This is a genomic window from Rubrobacter tropicus (assembly GCF_011492945.1).
Lineage (GTDB): Bacteria > Actinomycetota > Rubrobacteria > Rubrobacterales > Rubrobacteraceae > Rubrobacter_D > Rubrobacter_D tropicus.
In genome coordinates this window covers 3,898,894-3,918,641 of record NZ_CP045119.1, presented here as the reverse complement: position 1 = coordinate 3,918,641, position 19,748 = coordinate 3,898,894, and the positions used below count along the sequence as shown (strand labels likewise).

Below are 19,748 nucleotides of genomic sequence, written 5' to 3'. Positions count from 1 at the left end.
TTGCCCACGTCCCTTCTCATGCACGTGGGGTCGGGAGCGACACGAACGTGCAGTGCCGCCTCCGAGTCAGCGGTTGTTGGACGCGTTTACCGGAGCGCGAGCCTCTTACCGCCCCAGAAGCCGTTCAGGTATCTCATCTCGACTCTGGCCACCTTGCCCCAGTAGCTCGAGGCGATTATGACCGACCCGTTCCCGGCATAGACGGCTACGGCGTCGTGGGGATCGTTCAGCTGGCCGTCCCTCGAGTAGTCGAAGAAGACGAGGTCTCCGGCACGGAGCCCGGACTTGCTGTAGATCTTCTTGCCGTAGCGGCCCTGCCACTGCTGGCCAGGGTGGTCGGGCAGGGTCCGGCCGAATTGTTTGTAGACGAGCCGCGTCAGGCAGGAGCAGTCCTCCGTCCTGAAGGCCCTGCAGGCGCTCAGGCCGCCGTAGCGGTAGGGCGTGCCGAGGTGCCTCTTTGCCTGCCGAACCACGTCGGCGCGGGTGGGATTGGCGTAGGTGCGCGTTTGAGCATCGGTTTCCCCGGAACGGGCGGCAGTGCTCTCTTTCCCCTCCGGGTCTTCACCGGCGAGTTCGTCCGGGTTCGCGTAGCTCGCGGTCCTTCCCTCGGGCGCAACCATGGCATCGGCCGCCACCATGACGGCGTCGGCGACGGCGCCGTCTTGGCCCTCGACCTCAACGACGCGTTCGCCCCTCTTCATCTTGTAGACCCCGACGCTCACCCAGAGTCCCGCGTCGGACCGCTGGTCTATCTCTTCCCACTTCGTGCCTGAGGCCGTCGGTACGCGGACCCGCGCAGCCGAGAGGTTACCCCCGTCGCCGGGCCAGCGCGCGTAGACGGTGTAGTAGCGGGTCTTGGGTATCTTGACCTTGAAGCCGGCGGCCCCGGCCGAGGAACCCGCGCGGACGAAGTCCTCGCCGTAGGCCTGCGCGTTTTGTCCCCGCCTCTCCCATCCGCTGGCCCGGAAGCGCTCCTCGTCGGAGTTGTCCACTACCTGGAAGTAGGGGGCGGAACCGGATGAGGTGTCTTGCGACCGAGCCTCTGGCACCGCAAACAGGAGAACAGAGGCGGCGAGGACGGCGGCGAAGACGACCGCGGCCGACGTAAGGGAAGAACGGCAACGATTCATAACGTCCCCTTTCGGAGCATAGATGCCGCCCTAAGGACGACGTGAGGGTTGACTACTCGTACGTGATAGTTGGAAGGCCCCGCCCGTCCACCGGCGCTCTCGCTCTGGAGAGATAAAGAGACCACCGGGGCACGCCGTTTGGCGACGCCCCGGCGTTGCGGGTTCAGAGCACCCTCCTGGCACCCATGTACCCGTTGATGTAGCCCATGTCGGTTATGGTGACCTCGCCGGTGTAGGTGGAGGCGTGGATGGTGGTGCCGTCCCCCATCGCGATGCCGACGTGCGTCACGTATCCACTGCCATCTTCGCTCCAGAAGAGGAGGTCGCCCGCCATGGGAGCCCCGGAGACCGGGGTGCCGTAGCCCAGGAGCGCGTTGGGATCGTCGGGCAGGGCGATACCGAGCTCGGCATAGACCAGCATCGTGAAGCACGAGCAGTCCTCCGCCTCGAAAGCCGCGCACGGCCCAGGGGGCGAAAGCACGTAGGGAGTTCCCATGTGCTCCTGCGCCACCGCAAGCACGTCGCTGCCCGAGCCGCTGGCGCCGCCGCCACCTACGGGCGCGGCGGAAGCGGACGCGCTCGCCGAGGCGCTGCCGGTCGTGGTCTCCTGCGATGGCCTGTTGCCAGCGGTGGTCTCCTCCTGCGCGGCGGCGCTCGCCGATGCGCTGGCCTCGGCCTGCTCGGCGGCCTCCTGGGCTGCCTGCTCCTCTTCGGCGGCCGCGGCGGAAGCGGAGGCCTCGGCGGCTGCTTCAGCGGCCGCCTGCCTCTCCGCCTGGCGCTCCGCGCGCCGCTGGGCGGCGAGCCTGGCGGCCTCGCGCTCGTCGGCGGCCTGCTGGGCTGCGGCGCGCTCGGCTGCCGCGCGCTGGGCTGCGATCTCGGCCTCACGCTCGACCGCCTCACTGGCCGCCTGCCTCTCTGCGGCCCGCTGGGCGGCGAGCTCGGCCTCACGCTCGGCCGCGGCTTTGGTGTTCTGGCGGGCCTCCCTGGCGGCGGCCCTCTCAGCCGCGGCCTGCTCGGCGGCGGCCTGCTCTGCGGCCTCCCTGGCGGCCTGCCTCTCCGCGGCCCGCTTCTCGGCGAGGCGCTCGGCCTCGGCCGCGGCTGCCTCGGCGGCGGCGGCGCGGTCGGCTGCGGCCTGCTCGTCCTGCAGGTCCGGCTGCTCCACGGGGACCTGCTTGATCTCCGCGACCTCGACCTCGGGGATGGGGGCCGGCTCGTCGGGCGCGGGGACGGGCTCTGCTTCCCCGGCCTTGAACTCTTTGGCAGCGGCTAGAGAGGCCTCGACTTGACGGTTCTGCTCTGCCTGGATCGCCGCCCTCAAGTCAGAGTTCAGAGAGGCGAGGTACTCCTCGGCCTCCTTCTCCGCCTCTTCCGCCCGCTCCTTCTGCTCGATCGCCTTCTCGACGGCTTCAACCCGCTGCGTGCGCTGCTTTTCGAGGTCCCTCTTGCGCGCGGCCAACTCGTCCTTGGCCTTCTCCACGGCCTCTACCTTGGCCCGCTCCTCGCCTAGAAGCCTCACCCATAGATCGAGACGGGTCGCGAACTCCGAGAAGTCGTCGACGCCGACGAGTACGTCCATGAACGCCACGTTGCCGCTCTTGTACACCTGGGAGGCGCGCTCCTCGAGCTCGGCCTGGGCTTCGGCGAGCCGCTTCCTGGCGGCGTCGAGGTCCTCCGTGGCCTGGGCGATCTGGCCGTTCAACTGGTTCATGCGCGAGAGCGCGTTGCTGTAGACCGAAGAGGCCGCTTCCTCCTCGGTGCGGATGTCCATCAGGCGGTCCCGCGCGTCTGCCACCTCCGCCTTCTTGGCCTCCACGCTGCCCTCCTGCGCCGCGCTGGCCGAGAGGCCGAACGAAAGTACCATGACGGCGACAAGGCCAGAGAGAAACACCAAGCTTGCCCTTGGGCACATGCGTACACACCCCCCTTTCCGAGGTAAGTGATCACGTATTCGCGTTCGGGGACCCGGTGGACCCCCCTCCAAGTCCGGCACTTTAGGGTAGCCCCCCAACCCTATGCAACCCTTTGCCGCTAAATATATGACTCTCGCTGTCAGAAAAAAGCTCTGTTTGCAGGTACTTGACGGTTTGCCTCCCGCAACAATTTCTTAACTAATCTTAACAAAATATTGTCGCAGTGTAGCGCGAGAACGCTCGGACCTCGGAGACGGGTTGTACAATCCGTCCTGTAACCGCGCGGTCGGCGGGGCGGAGGCGCTCCGGCAAGCGGCCGCCGTGGACGACGTACCGGAGGTGGGATTTGGGGCTGAAGCATCGGACAGTTCGGGCGGACAAGAAGGGGCGATCCGGCCGGAGGGGCGGGGCGGTCCCATGCCGTCGCAGAGCCGCGGTGGCGCGGGCGGTGGCGGGGCCCACGATCGTGCTGTGCGCCATCTTCGCCGTGCTGGTGGCGGCGGACACCTGGTCGAGCGGGGGTGAGATCTACCCAGGCGTGTTCGCCGGAAGCGTGGATCTGGGCGGCATGACGCCCGGGGAGGCCGAGAAGCTCCTCGGGACGCGCGCCGTCGGGTCGGCGGGGATTCGGCTCGTCGGGCCGGGGGAGATCGTCCTCGAGGCCGGGCAGATGGGCGCGAGGCTCGACGTCGCCCAGACGGCGGATAGGGCGTACGCCGTGGGACGAACGGGCGGCTTCTTCGAGCGCCTCGGCGACCGGGGCAGGGCGTTCTTCGGTACGGCAGTCGAGCCCGCGGTGGCGTACGACCCGGGCTCCGTCCGCGCGGCGGTGGAGGACGCGTCGGCGAGGCTGGCCCGCGAACCCCGGCCCGCCTCTGTGGAGGTTCGGAATTCTGAGGTGGAGGTCGTCGCGGCCAGGGAAGGCTATAGTCCCGATGTCGGGGCCACGGCGGAGAACGTCGGACAAGCCATCGGGAACCTCCGTGACGAGGCCCGCTTGGCAGGAGAGGTGCTGGAGCCGGAGGTTTCAACGTCGGAGGCCGAGGCGGCCGCCGCGCAGGCACGCCGCGCGATGTCGGAAGAGGTCCTCCTGACGTCGGGCGGGCGGCGCTGGGAGCTCTCGCCCGCCGAGATCGGACGTTCCCTGGACTTCGCGCCCGCGGACGGCGCCCTCCGGGTTACCGTGGACCGGGATGCCCTCAAGGAGAATCTAAGCGCCGTCTACGCTGCGCTCGAGGAGCGGCCCGTCGAGGCCGACTATGAGGTGAACGGCACCGCCGTGACGGTCACGCCGGGGCGGGAGGGTCGACGGATCGAGGAGGAGAAGCTCTTCGGCGCCCTGGAGGATGGCCTCTCCGACGGCGAGCGCCGCTACGCGGTCACGACGGTCGTGTCCGAGCCGGAGTTCACCACCGCCGAGGCCCGGAAGATGAGGCCGACGCAGAAGCTCGGCTCGTACCGCACCAACTACTCGATAGTCCAGGACTCGGGCGCCAGGGTGGACAACCTCGCCATGTCTTCGGGAGCGATAACCGGCACGCTCCTGGCGCCGGGCGAGACCTTCTCGATGAACGACACCGTCTCTGGCCTCGACTACAACGCCACCAAGGTCATCGTGGACGGCCAGGAGGCCCTCGCCGACGGCGGCGGGCTCTGCCAGGTCACCTCCACCCTATACAACGCCGTCAACGAGGCGGGACTCGACGTCACGGAGCGCTCCCCCCACTACGCGCAGCTCCCGTACATAAGGCCGGGCCTCGACGCGACCGTGTGGTTCGGCGACGAGCAGGGCAACGGCGAGCTGGACATGGAGTTCGAGAACACCTCCAAGGGGTACGTGCTTCTCAGGGAGTACGTGGCCGACGACGGCTACATCTACGCCGAGGTGTGGGGCGTCCCCGACGACGTCGATGTGCAGACGTGGTCGGAGCCCGTCTATAGGAATGCCGACTCGGCCCGATGGGTCACCTACCAGACCTACAGGGAGGGTGGCAAGGTCCTCTACGACGGGGTCCTGCACAGGGACACCTACGAGGCCCTGAAGGACAAGAAGGGCAAGCCCATCCCGGCCGACACCGTGCCCGTGGCCCCCGTCGACCCGTGAGCACCGCTCCCAGGTCGGGACCCGCGCCGGACTGCTAATGGTGGCGGAGCGCGGAAAATCTGCCGCCAGGCACTGGGACGTCGACGTCGCGCGGGGTGTGGCGATGGCGATGGTCGCGCTGTACCACCTCGTGTTCGATCTGGACAACTTCGGCGGCTACCCGGTGGATTCCACGGGCGGTTTCTGGGCCGTCTTCGCCGACGCGAGCGCGTTCTCGTTCGTCTTCCTGGCGGGCCTCTCGCTCTCAATCAGCCACGCGAGGGAGCGGGAGTCCGGGCGCAGCCCTTTCGGCAAGTACCTGCGCCGCGGGGCGAGGATCTTCGCCGACGGGATGCTGATCACCGCCGTCTTTCTGGCGCTGGACTATGGGTACGTACTCTTTGGCATTCTCCACCTCATCGGGCTCTCCATCGTTCTGGCCTACCCGTTCTTGGGGCTGCGTTACTCTAACCTGATCGTCGGCCTCGCCGTGATCGCCGCCGGCCTCTACGTGCGGGGCGAGGGGTTCGTGGTCGGGGGTGCCACCGGCGTCCTGCTCTCCCCGCTGGGCGTCCTGCCCGAGAGTCTCCCCATGCCAGACTACAGGCCGCTTTTGCCCTGGTTCGGAGTAGTGCTCCTCGGCCTCTTCTTCGGCAACGCCTTCTACCTGGCCCGGAAAGGGTCCCCCGCCGCGCCACCGCCGCTCGCGGCGCCTTTAGCTTTTATCGGAAGGCATACCCTCTTCATCTATCTTGTCCACCAGCCCGTCCTGATCGCGACGCTCTGGGCGCTGGGGATCGTACGGTTCTAGCGTGACGGGCGTAACCTAGGGGCCGCTGGACGCCTCGTAGGCGGCCTCCACCTCCGCGGCCCACCGCAGAAGCTCATCGCGCCGCTCCTTGAGCCACCCGGCGTCGCGCCCGTCGGCGAGGTTGTTTTTCTCATCCGGGTCCGCCGAGAGGTCGTAGGCTTCGTCAGGACGGTCTCCGTAGTTGTAGATGAACTTCCTGTCGCCCTTGATGCTCGCCAGGCACTCGTCCTCGTACCAGCAGGCGGCCTTGAGGGTGCGATCTTCGGGGACGGGGTCCAGCAGCGAGACGCCCGGATACTCTCCACCCTCGACCTCGTAGCCGAGCAAGTCGAGGACGGTCGGCAGGACGTCGATCTGGCCCACCGGGGATTCGACGCGCTCGCCGTTCTCGAAGCGGCCGGGGTCGAGGATCATCAAGGGTATGCGCAGGCCCTCCTCGTAGGGCACGTTGTCGTGCTGGTAGCGGCCGTGCTCGCCGAAAGCCTCGCCGTGGTCGCCGTAGAACACGAAGACCGTGTCCTCGTAGAGGCCCATCTCCTTGTACTGGTCGATGAGGTTCTTCACGAAGAAGTCCACGTAGCGTACCGAGTTGAGGTAGCGGTCCAGGCCGTCCTTCTCGACGAAGTCTTTCCTCCCGTACCGGTTCGGGGCCAGGTATTGGTGATGGGGCGTTATGGTCTCGTAGGCCGCCACGAAGGGCCCATCCTCGGCGTTCTCTTCGAGCCATCTCTTGCTGGGCTCGAGCATGACGTCGTCCTCGTAGCCGAAGTAGTTGGCCCGCTGGAAGCCCTCCGTGTCCATGTCTTCCACGGAGTAGAAGTCCTCGTAGCCCAGGTTCTCCACCACCTCCGGGCGCCTCTCGAAGGTCCTCTCGGCGGAGGTGAAGTAGGCGGAGCGGTAGCCCTGCTGCCCGAGGAGATCAGCCAGGCACCGGGAAGGGATGCGGTCCCCCAGGGAGTTCGTTTGCAGGCGGCCCGAGGGGGGCACGATGCCGCACATCGTCGCCACGAGCGCGTTCGTCGTGTGCGGCACGGAGGCGTAGGCGCGCTCCGCGAGGAGGCTCTTCCCGGCCAGCTCGTTCAGGTAAGGCGTGAGCCCCTCATCACCGCCGTAGGGCGTCACCGAGCCGGCCCGCGTGGACTCGAGGTGGACGATCACGACGTTGCGCTTCTCGGTGCGCGCCGTCTGGGAGAGGCTCGTCTCGAGCGGTAGACGTTCGCGTACGGCTTCGCCGTCAACCGTTGGGCCATCGCCCTCGATCTCCTCTAGCCCCGTCATCGCCGCGTTCACGACCGGGTCTTTGGCGAAGGACTCGCTTGCGCCCGCGGGGCCCCCGGCTGGCAGCACGGAGAGAGCGACGAGGCCGAAAGAGACGAGGACCGCTCCCGTGAAGCCGAGCCACGGTGCGCCGCCCGCCCCGGCGGGTGCGGCATCCCAACCGCGCAGCCGGCCGAGCGTCCGCGTGAGCAGGGCGGGGCCGAACACGGCATATAGGAGGGCCGCGGAGACTACGGCTAGCAGGGCGGGGCTGGCCTCGCTCGCTGCCACGGCGCCCACCTCCCTCGGGGCGAGCACAAAGTACAGCACGGCGTCAAATCCCAAAGTCGAGCCCGTGACCTCGTAGAACTGGTGCGCGCCGGTCGCCACGAGGGCGACGATGATCGCTGTCGAGTGGAACAGGAAGGCCACGACGGCGCGCCCGGGGCCGCGCCGGGCGACGGAGAAGAGCCCCACCCAGAGCAGCGCGTACCCCGCGTTGAAGAGGAGGTCGCTCCTCATCAGCTCTAGCGCCGCGAAGAACCCGTGTTCGTCGGGCAACCGCGCCACGCGAACGGACTTCAGCGTCAGAACGTAGGCGATTAGGGGCACTAGGAGGGCGAGCACCCGAGCCCAGTCCGCGCGACCGAGCAGGAAGCGCGGGGGCTCCGGCGAATGCCGGGGCCCGACCGCGGCGTGGATGTCATCGTCGCGTCGCATAGGATGGCGGGGAGTTTAGCAGAGCCCGAAATGTGGGGTAGGGGGGTAGGCCACAACATCGGCTATACTGGGCCCGTGGAGGCATTGGCGGGCATAGGCGGCTGGGGGAGACGGCGCTACCTGGTTGCCCTCGTCGCGGGTCTTGGTTGGCTCTTTCTCTCGGGCCTGCCCACGGAGATGCTCGACACGCCGCTCTTCGTGCGCATGACGCCCGTGCGATGGTGGGACTACCCGTTCTGGGTGGCGGGGGCCGCGCTCGTGGGCCTCCTCGCCGCCACCTACGTCGCCGCACCCGAAGAGCCGGATGGTGCCCAGGGCGGGAAGTTCTTCGGGGGCGGCCTGCTCTCCGTGTTCGCCATAGGATGCCCCGTGTGCAACAAGCTCGTGGTGCTGGCGCTCGGGACCGGAGGCGCCCTCTCCTACTTCGCCCCCATCCAGCCTCTCCTGGGCTTCCTCTCATTGGTGCTCCTCGGCTACGCCCTCCGCGTCCGGCTCGCGGCGGAGCGGTCCTGCCGGGCGGCGAGTTAGGTGGCCGGCGTGGGAGCAAGACAAGCAACGAGGATCAAAAAATGGGTGATTTTGCCCTTCGTTATCGCCTTCGCGCTCCTCGTCTTCGGGTGCGGGACCCCCGACACCCCGTCCGCCGGATCCGAAGGCGGGAGCGGCGGAGACGGCGTCGCCCGGAATACCGCCGGGAGTTCCGCAAGCGGGGCGGGGGAGAAGGTGGCGGTCGCTGATGGATCCTATACTCGCCTCTCGCCGGAGGAGTTGAGGGACGCGTTGCGGGGCGGGGACCTCCTGCTCGTGAACACTCACGTGCCTTTCGCGGGCGACATTACCGGCACGGACCTCTCCATTCCGTACGACGAGATAGAGGGGAACCTCGAGCGCCTCCCCGCCGATAAGGGCGCCAGGATCGCGGTCTACTGCCGCAGCGGGTCGATGAGCGCCTCCGCCGCGGAGACGCTGGTCGGGCTCGGCTACGAGAACGTGTGGGACCTTGCGGGGGGCATGGAGGCCTGGGAGGCGGCCGGCTTCCGACTCGAAGGGGCGTGAGGAAGCCGGGTCGGGGGCGCCCTTGGACGGCGACGGGCCGGTGGTGTACCATCCCGGCCGTGATTTTTGCGGTGCGCAGATCGGTGGCGAAACTACTGCCCCCCCTGGTCGTGTTGTGGCTGGCGTTCGCAGTCCTGGGCGGAGTCGTTTTTCTCCCCCAGCACGCGGGCCTGGATTCAGAAAGCGCCCACGACGCGGGGCTCGGGCTCTGCGCCGCCACCGCGGCCGCCCTCTTCGTCGCGGTCGCCCGGCGGCCACGCCGACCGGCACTCACGATCGGTCGCGTCCCCCTAACCCCGCCCGTGGGGTGTCCCACACGCCGGGTGGCGACACGGCCCCCGGCCGTCCCTCTTCGGCGAACTCTGCAGGTCTTCCTCAACTGATTCTCCGGTGATCGGGGCCACCAGGGCGTGGATGCGCCCTGGCGGCCCGACCGTTGCGTGCGTGGGTGGGCCGGAGGCCCGGACCTCGCGGCGCGTTCGGGGAGACGCGGCGGCCGGAACGCGGCCGTCGGCGGCCTCCGGCGCGGAGACGCTGAACGAAAGCCGGCACAGAGGGGGACCAGACTATGCTTCGTCGAAAGACAGAATCGTCCCGAAAAGGGGCACAGAGCGCGGCGACCGGGTGGCGGCAGCGCCAGGGCGCGCACGTCGCGCGCGGCATGGGACGAGACGGGCGCGCGGCGTGAGGGCCACCGTCAGGCCGCTCCGGGGCGCGGATCTCCTGCGGGGTACGGACAGGCTACGCACGCTCGTCTACCCTGAGTATCCGGAAGCCCACGAACCGCGACGGCACGCCGCCGTCTGGGATTGGCTGGCGAGACACCCGCTTGCCGCGGAGATGCACCGGTGGGTCGCGGTCGCGGAGAACGGTGAGGTTGTCGGGCACCTCGCGGCCGTTCCCCAGCACTACCGGATACTCGGCACGCGCGTCGTCGCCCACACGCCCGCGGATTTCCAGATCCTGCCGGGGTACGGCTTCTACGCCCTCTCGCTCATGCGCCGCTTCTTCGGCGTGGCCGAGAACTGCGTGTGCGTGGACCAGGTCGCGGAGGCCATCGCGATCGAGGAGCGGATGGGGGCCGAGAAGGCGGGGAGACTGCACTACGCGGCCAAGGGGCTAGACTTCTCCCGGCCCACGAGGGTCCCCGCCCCGCTCAGGCCCGCGATGAAAGTGCCGACCTTGGGACTCAGGGCCGTGGATCGGGCCCTCGGGGCCGCCTTCGGGCGGGGGCCGGCCGTCGAGCCTTTGTTCGGTTTCGGGGGCGGCTCCGGCAAGCTCTTCGACGGGCTCTCCGAGGAGGTGTCCGCCGAGGTTCCGTGTGCGGTGGAGAAAGACGCGGCATTCCTGAAATGGCGCTACGGTCCGGGCTCGCCCCCCAACCCGGTGACCGTCCTGGGCGCCGTGGAGGGCGGGGATCTTCTCGGCTACGCCGTGCTCTGGGTGAATGAGGAAGGCGGCGACGGTTACCTGCTCGACCTCACGACGCGCCCCAGGCGCCGGGATGCGGCCCGCTCCCTGCTGCGCGAGGCGGTCCGCTTCTTCGCGCGGGCGGGGGCGTACATCGTCAGGTACCGCTTCGCCGAGTCGCCCACCTCCCCCCGCCCGGAGGACCTCCGGCGCCTGGGGTTCTTTTTCCGGGAGGGCAGGCGGCACACGATGCTGGTCAGGTTCGCTGACCCGGACCTGCACGTGACGGCCCTGGACGTCGCCAACTGGTCCTACAGCGCTGGCGACGGCGAGGCGACCTTCTGGGCCGGGCGGCCGGTGGGTTCCCGCAACGGTTCGGCGCGCATGGGTTAGAATCTGGACGCTTTATGGTAAGCGCAGCCTACAACGCGTTCTTCCCGGCCCGCCGGTGGGCGGGGGGCAAGGCCCAGACGACGCTGCTCGCGTCTCTACTGATACTGGCCCTGCTCCTTTGCCACGGTGCCATGGGGGGCTTCCACCAGCTGGCGCCCGCTTCGGGGCCCATATCTCACGGGCACGCGGACCACGCTTCCGCGTCGCCCGAGTCGGGGACCGACGGGGAGCGCCAGGCCGGGCATGAGGAAGGACACCCGGCGCCATCTCTCCCGCCGAGTTTCTACATGGCCGCGTTGCTGGTAGTCTTTCTTGCGTTGATCTTCTGGCCGGCCTCGCGTGGCGCGGTGCCGCCCTCCGCCCTGGCCTCCTGGGCCGTCCGAAGGCCCCCGCCCGCCGCCTTCTTGCCCGGCCGACCGCCAACGACTTCCTCCCTGCAGGTCTTCCGGCTCTAAACGACCGCTCCCCGGGAATCGGGGGCGTAGAGCCGTAATCCTTTAGAGCTACGTCTTGAAGGCGCACGCTCAAGGACGACGCATCAATGCAAGGCTTCGAAAGCAGGAGGAAACCTTGGAGAGGCACAGAAAGCTTGCCATGCCCGTGCTCTTGACCGTGGCGGCGCTTACGCTGGGCGCGTGCGGGGGACAGGGCTCAGGCTCCGACGGCCAGCAGCAGGGCGATGGCGGGGGCATGCAGGGCATGAACCACGGCAACAACAGTGGCGGCCAGCAGGAAACGACCGTCGCGTCCGGTGGAGAGTCCACCGGCGGCATGCCCGGCGGCACCACGATGATGGGCGCGGGGGAGACGACCGGCATGCAAGGCATGGAAGGCATGGATCACGGCCAGATGGGCGCAGGAGGCATGGCGGCGATGTCGCGGGAGATGGTCATGGAGAACGGCGAGTACTCCGACCGGGCTTTCATCGATTCGATGGTTCCTCACCACCGGGGCGCCGTCGACATGGCCGAGGTCGCCCTCGACAACGCCGAGCACGACGAGATAAGGAACCTCGCCGAGGACATCGTCGGCGCCCAGGAGGCCGAGATAAAGGAGCTCGGCGAGATCCGAAAGCGGGAGTTCGGTTCGGCCGAGTCCTCAGAAGAGATGTCCGACATGGACATGCAGATGATGGGCATGACCGACCCGCAAGAGCTCGCTAACAAAAGGCCCTTCGACAAGGCCTTCATAGACGCCATGATCCCGCACCACCGCTCCGCCATAGCGATGGCGAAGGTCGCCCTCAAGGAGAGCGACAACTCTGAGATAAAGGGGATCGCCCGCGACATCGTGGAAGCCCAGAGGCGCGAAATAGGGCAGATGGAAGGATGGCGCGAGCAGTGGTACGGGCAGAGCTGAGGACTCACGCGGTCCCATAAGGGGGAGGTGAACCTGTGTCGAACGCGAGAGGCCTGGTGTCCGGGTTTGTGGGGCTGGCCATGCTCGTGGCCGGCGTGGCCCTCATAGGGTATTTCTTTCTGGGACTGGCAGCCGGCGACACTGCCACGAACAGCGATGACCCGAGCGGCTTCAACGTCCCCAGGCTGGAGACCGGGGGAGAGACCTCGGGGAGCGCCGCGGCAGACGGTGGAACGGGTCCCGAGGACAAGACCCTCAAGCTCACCGTCCCCGGGATGGCCAGGATCGAAGACGATGAGATCCCGAGCACCGACGGCGGTGACGAAGCGTCCCTGAAGAAGTACGCCGCCATTCACCTCGAAGGCACGGGGTTTCCGTGGCAGGAGGACGCCAACGTCTACATCGCCGGACACCGCCTCGGCTACCCGAACACCGAGAGCTGGCTCACGTTCTGGGACCTCGACAAGCTGGAAGACGGCGACCGGATCTTCCTCACGGATGCCGATGGAACGGAGTACACCTACGAGGTTTTCAGGGAGTCGGTCGTCCCACCCACGGACCTCTCGGTGACCAGGCCCGTACCCGGCAAGAGCGTCGTCACGCTGCAGACTTGCACGCTGCCGGACTACTCTAGGCGCCTCATCGTGCAGGCGGAGCTCGTCGAGAAGACCGCGGTCGGCGCGAAAGGCGCGCGGCAAGCGGCCGGGGAGTTGGGACAGGCGTGAGAAGCAGGACCACACCGGGAGCGGCCTCATCCCCCAGAGATGCCTGGCGGACATCGAGGCCTCGCCGTAGCCGGGGTCCCGGCCGCGGCGCGCTCTTGTTGGCGGGGGTCGTCCTCATCGCCGTCGCCATCGCCGCCGTGCTTCTCCAGCTGAGGGCCCCGGAGAGCGGCGCCGCCACCACCGCCCCCGCGGACCGGCCCCTGACGGAGCGGTCCCTGAAGCTCACGGTCCCCGCCATGGAGAGGGTTCGGGAGGTGCCGGTCTTCGACGCGGCTGACGACGACGAGTCGGCCCTGAGGCGTGGCGTGCTCCACTCCGAGGACACGGGCATGCCCTGGGAAGCGGGTGCCAACGTCTACATCGCGGGCCATCGATTAGGCTACCCGCGCACCAGAAGCTTCCTCGTCTTCTGGGACCTGAACGTCCTGAAGCGTGGTGACAGGGTGATCCTCGAAAACTCCGACGGCACGCGTTACCTCTACGAGGTATTCGACAAGAGAGTCGTGCCGCCCGACCGGACCTCCGTCAAGGAGCCGGTCGAAGGCAAGAGCATAGTGAGCCTCCAGACCTGCACACTGCCGGATTACTCCAGGCGCCTCGTCGTGCGGGCGGAACTCGTGAAGGAGCGTCCGGCTGGCGAGAGAGGAAGGAGAGAGCAAGCATGAAGAGTTCGTACAAGACGGATAAAACGCGCCCTGGCCCGGGCCGAAGCGACAGGTCAACTCGCGCTTCGGGCGAGCGCGAGTTGCGCGGCCGCGGCTCCCGGTACGCCTATAGCCGCAGGTCGCGGTACGCCCGGAGGCGCGGGTTCGCGGTCGTGACGATGGTGGCCTGCTTCCTGCTGGTCGGTTTCCTCTTGGTCGATCTCTTGGGCAGCGAGGGTGACATCCAGCGCGGCGTCCGGATCGGGGACGTCGACGTCGGCGGGATGAGCAAGGACGAAGCCCGCGGTGCCGTGGAACGAAACGCCTCCGAGACTTTCGAGGAGATCTCCTTCGGAACGGGCCCGGACGCCGTTTCCATGAACGCCGAGGATCTGGGCGTCAGGGTGAACACGGATGCAGCCGCAAACGAGGCCTACGCTGTCGGACGTGGCGGCCTCTTTGAGAAGATCGGCTCCTACTTCGGGACGACTCAGGTAGACCTCGAGGCCGGCTATGACAGGGAGGCGGCCCAGGCGACTGTCGACAGGATCGCCGGCGACTTCAACCGGGAGCCCAAAGACGCCACGTTCACCGTTGCCGATAGCGGAGACGTCGTGGTGCAGGAGGCGAAAAACGGGCGGATGCTCGACGAGCAGGCGACGCTCGCGAACCTCGAAGGGGCGCTCCAGAACATGAGCGGCCGGGTGCCGCTGGCCGAGGGGCCGGCACCCGAGCCCGAGATCACGACCGCCGAGATCCAGAAGAGCAAGCCCGAGCAGGTCATAGGCGAGTACCAGACGGACTTTCGCTGGGACTCCAACCCCAACCGCAAAGAGAACATGAAGCTCGCGGCGGGCGCCGTGGACAACACGGTCGTCAAGCCCGGCGAAGTCTTCTCCTTCAACGAGTTGGCGGCGGAGCTCGACTACAAAGAGGCCAAGACCTTCTCCAACGGCGGCGTCGGCATCGACAACGGCGGCGGGCTCTGCCAGGTCTCCTCGACGCTTTACATGGCGGCCCAGTACGCCGGGCTCGAGATCGTCGAGCGAGAACCACACTATGCTGTTTTGCCCTACATCAAGCCCGGATTCGACGCAACGGTGTGGTTCGGTGACGAGTACGGCAATGGGGCCATCGACGTGCGGTTCAAGAACACCACGGAGGCCCCGATCCTCATCCGCGAGTGGGTGGACGACGAGGGCTTCTTGAACGCCCAGATCCTCGGCCAGCCCACGGGCAAGAAGGTCCAGATGACTACCGAGAAAATCTTCGAGGACACAACCCGCGGTATCCGGTGGGACACGTACAAGAAGGTGACCGAGAACGGCGAGGTTACCTACGACGACATGATCCACACCTACACCTACTCGTACAACCCGCCCCCGCCGGAGGACGGGCCTCACTACGACACCTCGGCCCCGCGGGTGGCCGGCTGGGACGACCCCGGCAACACCACCGGCTGGGCCGAAGTTCCAGAGTGAGAGAACCGTTCCCAAAAGAGAGGGGTAGAGCGTGCGCGTAAAGAGATTGTTTTTGATCTTCGCGGTATTCGTTGCGGCGGCGGCACTGTCGGCCTGCGGCGCCGCGGGCTCCGCAGATAACTCCGGTGGTGCCGGACAGGCTTCAGGAGGACAGGGTTCCCAGAGACAGGAGACCCCGGAGCAGGCCGAGAAGCAGCCCGAAGATAAGAAGATGACCGAGGAGGCCAAGGACCAGCAGGTCGCGCCCGAGGTAGGCACCGGCGGCGATGCGGAGAACGAGGGCAACAAGCTGGAGCCGGCCAAGGATAAGACCCTCAGGCTCACCGTGCCGAAGATGGCGGAGATCAAGAACGACGAGATCCCCACCGGCAAGGGCACAAACGAGGCGTTGCTCCGCGACAACGCGGCCATCCGGCTCCCTTACACGGGCTTCCCGTGGCAGGAGGAGGCAAACATCTACATCGCCGGCCACCGCATCGGCTTCCCCGGCACCAACAGCGACCTCGCTTTCTACGATCTGGACAAGGTGGGCAACGGTGACAAGGTCTACGTGGAGGACTCCGACGGCAGGCGCTACACCTACGAGGTCTTCGAGAAGAAGATCGTGGAGCCCACCGACCTCTCCGTCCTCAAGCGCGTGGAGGGCAAGAACATCCTCACGCTCCAGACCTGCACGCTGCCCGACTACACCAAGCGCCTGATCGTGAAGGCCGAGCTTAAGGGTATCGAGGGGGCTTAGGACGATGGGAGAAACGACCAGGGCGGGGTGGGATGGGATTGGGAGCGCCACGCGCCCGCTAACGCTAAGCCTTCGCCCGCCTGCCCCGGGGGAAGCCTCCGCCGCCTGCGGCTTGCATACGCAGGAGCTGACGCGGGACGGTCACACTGGCCGGGACACCGGTCGGTCTGTCGCGCGCTACCATCGCCTCTTCTTGAAGAGTCCCCACGCCACGGCGCTCGTGGCCGTGGAGGACCGCGAGGCGAACGTCGTAGGGTTCTTGCTGGGTTCGCTGAATGCGGCGGGCCACCGCTCGTATGTGCTCCGGCGTCACGGTCTGCGCATCGCGGGACAGGCACTCGTCAACGCGGTCCGCGGCTCGAAGGCAGGCGGGGGGCAGGGCGCGTACCCGACTCGCGCGGTGCCGGATGACCTGAACCCGGGGATCTGGTCGCCAGACCGTATATACGGACGCGGAGTGCGTATGGGCAGCCTGGCGTGTGTGGTGGTGGACCGTTATTGGCGAGGACTCGGTGTCGGCACCGCCCTGGTGCGGGCATACGAGATCCAGGCCCGCAGGGCCGGACTCAAAGAGGTGTCCGCCCCGGTGCATGGTCGGGATCCCGACTCCCTGCGGTTCCTCGCGCGGCTGGGGTGGCGCGACCCGGGTACGGCCACAGCGGGAACCCCGACGAGGGACGAAGGTGAGAGGATCCTCGCGGAGAGTGCGAAGGCACTCTCCATCCGACGTCTCCCTGGAGAGCCGCCGTGCGGATGATAGGAGAGCGCGGCGTGGGACCTCGGCGATGGGCTGTCGGTCATCCCTGCCTTCGACGACCCTCGCGCGGCCTCCGCAGATCATACGGTGCTGCGGTGCTGACCCTTGCCGGGCTCCCGCGCCAGCGCCTTAAAACGTTCGATTCGGCGTCCTTTCTCGATGGCTTGCGCTGTGGGCTTCGGACCGGATTCTCCGCGCCCTACTTGCGCTTGCAGTCCCTTCCCATGGGAGATCCATCCAGTTGATTCTGGCCTCCCTGCCGAGCCCGCCGTCCCCGATCATGTTCGAGGCGGGGCCCTTCGCCCTTCGCTACTACGGCCTCTGCATAGCCCTCGGCATCGTCGTCGCCACCTGGCTCTCGGGCCGGGAGCTCGTCCGCAAGGGCTACGAGGGCGAGCTCGCCCTCGACTCCCTGTTCTTCATAATACCGCCCGGTTTCATAGGTGCTAGGGCCTACCACGTCATCACCGACTACGACCTCTACGCCGGCGACCCCTGGCCCGGCGTCGTCGCCGTGTGGAACGGGGGACTCGGCATCTACGGGGGCGTGATCGGGGGCTTCATAGGCCTACTCGTCTTCTGCCGCATCAGGGGTATCAGCCCGCTGGCCTTCGCCGACGCCGTGGCCCCGGGCCTCGTGCTCGCCCAGGCCATAGGACGGTGGGGCAACTACTTCAACCAGGAGCTCTTCGGCAGGCCGTCCGAGCTTCCGTGGGCCATAAGGATCTCCCCGGAGAACAGGCCGGACGGGTTCGCCGACGCCGCTACTTTTCACCCGACTTTCCTCTACGAGAGCATCTGGAACGCGCTCGTGTGCCTGGTGCTGCTCTGGGTCGGACGCCGCTTCGCCGGATGGCTCAAGGACGGGGACGTGTTCCTGCTCTACGTCAGCCTGTATTCGACGGGGCGTTTGTTTATGGAGCTCTTGAGGATCGACCCGGCGTTCCTGATCGGTGGCGCCATACGCGGCAACCTGCTCGTCGCCACGGTGCTCGCGCTCGGCTTCGCGATGGTCTTGATGCTTCGCCATTCCAGGCCGGCCGGGGGCGCCAGGCCCGAGAATCCCGAACGGGGTCCCGGGAATTGACGACCGGCGCGGGAGCAGGCGGGGGACTTCGACTTCCGTCCGCGGGCGGTGCCCTCTCGGTTCTCGCGCTGCTCGCGGCGTTCCTGCTGGTGGGATGCGCGGTGACGGCAGACGGAGCCGAAAAGGCGGACAACGAAGGACCGGCGGGCTTCGGAACGGCGAAAGATGCCGACCGCCCGAACGTGGTCCTGATCCTCACCGACGACCTCGCTTACGATGACCTCTCCCCGGCCATGCTGGAGCAGATGCCGAACCTGAGGAGGGAACTGGTCGAGGGGGGCACGACCTTCGAGAACTCCTTCGTTACGAACTCGCTGTGCTGCCCGAGCCGGGCTACGACCCTGCGCGGCCAGTACGCCCACAACCACCAGGTACTCTCCAACGGGCCGCCGCTAGGGGGTGCCGAGAAGTTCCGGTTCCTGGGCCATGAGGACTCCACCTTCGCAACCTGGCTGCAAGAGGACGGTTACCGAACGGCCTTCTTCGGCAAATACCTAAACGGGTACTACGGCGACCTCGTCCCGCCCGGCTGGGACGAGTGGTACGGGATAAACGGCAACTTCCTGAGCAACAGCCTCAACGAGAACGGCGTCACGATCGGCTACGATCCCGACCGCTACCACCTCGACGACGTCCTATCGGACAAGGCCTCGGACTACGTCGAGCGCACCGCTGGCGCCGACCCGCCGTTCTTCACCACCGACCGCCCGTTCTTGATGTGGCTCGGCACGAAGGCCCCCCACCAGCCCGCCACCCCTGCCCCCCGTCACGCGGACGAGCTGAAGGACCTCGAGCTCCCGAGGTCGCCCTCCTTCAACGAGGAAGACGTCAGGGACAAGCCCCGCTGGGTGCAGGACAATCAACCTCTTGGTCCGGACCAGGTAGCCTACATGCAGGAGCTCCACCGCAAACGTCTCCAGTCCATGCTCGCCGTGGACGACATGGTGGGGGACCTCACGGACTCGTTGCGCCGAAGCGGGGAACTAGACAACACCTACATCTTCTTCACCTCAGACAACGGCTTCCACCTCGGCCAGCACAGGCTCGGCGCGGGCAAGTGGACGGCCTACGAGGAGGACATCAGGGTTCCCCTGATGGTGCGCGGCCCCGGCGTGCCCGAGGGCAAGAAGCTCCCCCACATGGTCCTCAACAACGACCTCGCGCCGACTTTCACCGACCTCGCCGGGGTCGACCCCCCGGACTTCGTGGACGGCCGCTCGCTGGCGCCCCTGCTGGACGAGACCCCGACCCCCGAAGAAGACTGGCGACAAAGGTTCCTCGTCGAGGCGGTGGCCGAGAGGGGTAACGTGCCCAGGCCCCCGTTCGTCGACGAGAGCCAGGTGGCGCCGGCGCTCACCGGCGACCCTTTGCCGAACGACTGGCGCAAGACCTCCTCCGGCAGGGCCGATTCGAGCGAGGAGTGGGGTCGCCCCTGGCTGAAAGCCCTCAGAACCGAAAACTACCTCTACGTCTTCTACAGGACGGGCGAGAGAGAACTCTACGACCTCAGAAAAGACCCCTACCAGCTCGACAACATCTACGATTCCGCCCCCGAGAAACTAACCCGCTGGCTGGAAGCCAAACTCGCCGTCCTGAACCAGTGCGAGACGGACAACTGCCGCGCCGCCGAGGGTGGACGGCCCGAGACCGGAGAAGCCCCGGCAGGGGAGACACGTCGTGGCTGACGACCGTTTCCGGCAGCTCCTGGTCCTCTACGTGCTCGGGGAGCTGGCGGCCGAGGATGAGCGTTCGCTGGAGCGCCATGCGCGGCGATGCCCCGACTGCCAAAAGGATCTCGCGGGGCTTCGGGAAACAGATTGCCTCCTCCGAAGGTGGGCTGCCTCCGCCCGCGAGGCGCCGCCTAGGCGTCTCCTGTGGCGCAATAAGAGGGGAGATGAGCAGCACGAACATTGAGCCGTGACCCGAAGACGGGCTACCCCAGACAAATTATAGGAGCGCCCTAGTTTGCACCCGGGGAGGACCTACGCCCAGAAGCAGACAGCTACAAACACAGTGGCACAGGGGGCACCTTCCGAGACTCTGCCCTCCTTCGGAAGGGGTACGGGAGATCTCGGGGACGCGCAGACCTTTCTGTGGGTTCCATGCTCCAGCGACCGAAGGAGGGGGTAACCGGTCGCTGGAGCATGGAACCTCACTGTTCGAGAGTGGAGACGAGACTTCGCGTT

The 19,748-nt window shown here is 67.4% G+C and carries 18 protein-coding genes; 15 read left to right on the top strand and 3 right to left on the bottom strand.

Annotated elements, in window-relative coordinates:
- Positions 1–86: 86 nt before the first annotated feature.
- Together GBA63_RS19545 and GBA63_RS19540 are read right to left on the bottom strand one after the other, a co-directional pair.
- The gene (locus GBA63_RS19545) at positions 87–1,130 is read right to left on the bottom strand and encodes a golvesin C-terminal-like domain-containing protein (RefSeq protein WP_166178834.1); all 1,044 of its coding nucleotides are present in this window, start codon (positions 1,128–1,130) and stop codon (positions 87–89) included.
- A gap of 163 nt (positions 1,131–1,293) precedes the next feature.
- Complete coding sequence (locus tag GBA63_RS19540) at positions 1,294–3,018, bottom strand: C40 family peptidase (protein WP_166178832.1); 1,725 nt, start codon at positions 3,016–3,018, stop codon at positions 1,294–1,296.
- 458 nt (positions 3,019–3,476) lie between these two features.
- On the opposite strand from GBA63_RS19540, the gene GBA63_RS19535 reads away from it, so the two are divergent.
- Both GBA63_RS19535 and GBA63_RS19530 read left to right on the top strand, forming a co-directional pair.
- Positions 3,477–5,144 carry a VanW family protein gene (locus GBA63_RS19535; RefSeq protein WP_166178830.1) on the top strand — a complete coding sequence of 556 codons (1,668 nt, stop codon included), beginning with the start codon at positions 3,477–3,479 and terminating at the stop codon, positions 5,142–5,144.
- A 40-nt stretch (positions 5,145–5,184) separates the two neighbouring features.
- A complete protein-coding gene (locus GBA63_RS19530) occupies positions 5,185–5,934 on the top strand; it encodes a heparan-alpha-glucosaminide N-acetyltransferase (RefSeq protein WP_207956931.1) in 750 nt (249 codons plus the stop codon).
- Positions 5,935–5,949: 15 nt separating this feature from the next.
- Here the strand turns inward: GBA63_RS19530 and GBA63_RS19525 are convergent, their stop codons facing one another.
- The gene (locus tag GBA63_RS19525; protein WP_166178826.1) at positions 5,950–7,911 is read right to left on the bottom strand and encodes an LTA synthase family protein; all 1,962 of its coding nucleotides are present in this window, start codon (positions 7,909–7,911) and stop codon (positions 5,950–5,952) included.
- Positions 7,912–7,941: 30 nt separating this feature from the next.
- On the opposite strand from GBA63_RS19525, the gene GBA63_RS19520 reads away from it, so the two are divergent.
- The 13 genes from GBA63_RS19520 to GBA63_RS24545 all read left to right on the top strand — a co-directional run bounded on the left by GBA63_RS19520 (position 7,942) and on the right by GBA63_RS24545 (position 19,476).
- Positions 7,942–8,439 (top strand): hypothetical protein, encoded by a 498-nt coding sequence (locus GBA63_RS19520; RefSeq protein WP_166178824.1) that lies wholly within the window; start codon positions 7,942–7,944, stop codon positions 8,437–8,439.
- A gap of 51 nt (positions 8,440–8,490) precedes the next feature.
- Complete coding sequence (locus GBA63_RS19515) at positions 8,491–8,967, top strand: rhodanese-like domain-containing protein (RefSeq protein ID WP_207956930.1); 477 nt, start codon at positions 8,491–8,493, stop codon at positions 8,965–8,967.
- 684 nt (positions 8,968–9,651) lie between these two features.
- Entirely contained in the window at positions 9,652–10,770 is a 1,119-nt protein-coding gene (locus GBA63_RS19510) for a GNAT family N-acetyltransferase (RefSeq protein WP_166178822.1), read from the top strand.
- 14 nt (positions 10,771–10,784) lie between these two features.
- Positions 10,785–11,225: a hypothetical protein gene (locus GBA63_RS19505; RefSeq protein WP_166178820.1), complete on the top strand. Its 441-nt coding sequence runs from the start codon at positions 10,785–10,787 to the stop codon at positions 11,223–11,225.
- Positions 11,226–11,340: 115 nt separating this feature from the next.
- Positions 11,341–12,129 (top strand): DUF305 domain-containing protein, encoded by a 789-nt coding sequence (locus GBA63_RS19500; RefSeq protein WP_166178818.1) that lies wholly within the window; start codon positions 11,341–11,343, stop codon positions 12,127–12,129.
- 35 nt (positions 12,130–12,164) lie between these two features.
- Complete coding sequence (locus GBA63_RS19495; RefSeq protein ID WP_228282194.1) at positions 12,165–12,854, top strand: class E sortase; 690 nt, start codon at positions 12,165–12,167, stop codon at positions 12,852–12,854.
- Positions 12,855–12,952: 98 nt separating this feature from the next.
- Complete coding sequence (locus tag GBA63_RS19490; RefSeq protein WP_228282192.1) at positions 12,953–13,519, top strand: sortase; 567 nt, start codon at positions 12,953–12,955, stop codon at positions 13,517–13,519.
- An 80-nt stretch (positions 13,520–13,599) separates the two neighbouring features.
- Positions 13,600–14,979, top strand: a complete 1,380-nt coding sequence (locus tag GBA63_RS19485) for a VanW family protein (RefSeq protein WP_166178816.1) — start codon at positions 13,600–13,602, stop codon at positions 14,977–14,979.
- A 31-nt stretch (positions 14,980–15,010) separates the two neighbouring features.
- Positions 15,011–15,718: a class E sortase gene (locus GBA63_RS19480; protein ID WP_228282190.1), complete on the top strand. Its 708-nt coding sequence runs from the start codon at positions 15,011–15,013 to the stop codon at positions 15,716–15,718.
- 193 nt (positions 15,719–15,911) lie between these two features.
- Positions 15,912–16,475 (top strand): GNAT family N-acetyltransferase, encoded by a 564-nt coding sequence (locus GBA63_RS19475; RefSeq protein ID WP_166178814.1) that lies wholly within the window; start codon positions 15,912–15,914, stop codon positions 16,473–16,475.
- 241 nt (positions 16,476–16,716) lie between these two features.
- Positions 16,717–17,562, top strand: coding sequence for a prolipoprotein diacylglyceryl transferase (lgt, locus tag GBA63_RS19470; RefSeq protein WP_166178812.1), 846 nt, complete (start codon positions 16,717–16,719; stop codon positions 17,560–17,562).
- Positions 17,563–17,663: 101 nt separating this feature from the next.
- Positions 17,664–19,247 (top strand): sulfatase family protein, encoded by a 1,584-nt coding sequence (locus GBA63_RS19465; RefSeq protein WP_228282187.1) that lies wholly within the window; start codon positions 17,664–17,666, stop codon positions 19,245–19,247.
- Entirely contained in the window at positions 19,195–19,476 is a 282-nt protein-coding gene (locus GBA63_RS24545) for an anti-sigma factor family protein (RefSeq protein ID WP_407690821.1), read from the top strand. Before GBA63_RS19465 ends, GBA63_RS24545 begins: the two co-directional genes overlap by 53 nt.
- Positions 19,477–19,748 lie beyond the last annotated feature (272 nt).

What these genes read in the sequence shown, in the direction of transcription:
- GBA63_RS19505 (WP_166178820.1), top strand. Translation starts at nt 10,785, where the DNA reads ATGGTAAGCGCAGCCTACAACGCGTTCTTCCCGGCCCGCCGGTGGGCG.
- GBA63_RS19525 (WP_166178826.1), bottom strand. Translation starts at nt 7,911, where the DNA reads ATGCGACGCGACGATGACATCCACGCCGCGGTCGGGCCCCGGCATTCG.
- GBA63_RS19520 (WP_166178824.1), top strand. Translation starts at nt 7,942, where the DNA reads ATGTGGGGTAGGGGGGTAGGCCACAACATCGGCTATACTGGGCCCGTG.
- GBA63_RS19545 (WP_166178834.1), bottom strand. Translation starts at nt 1,130, where the DNA reads ATGAATCGTTGCCGTTCTTCCCTTACGTCGGCCGCGGTCGTCTTCGCC.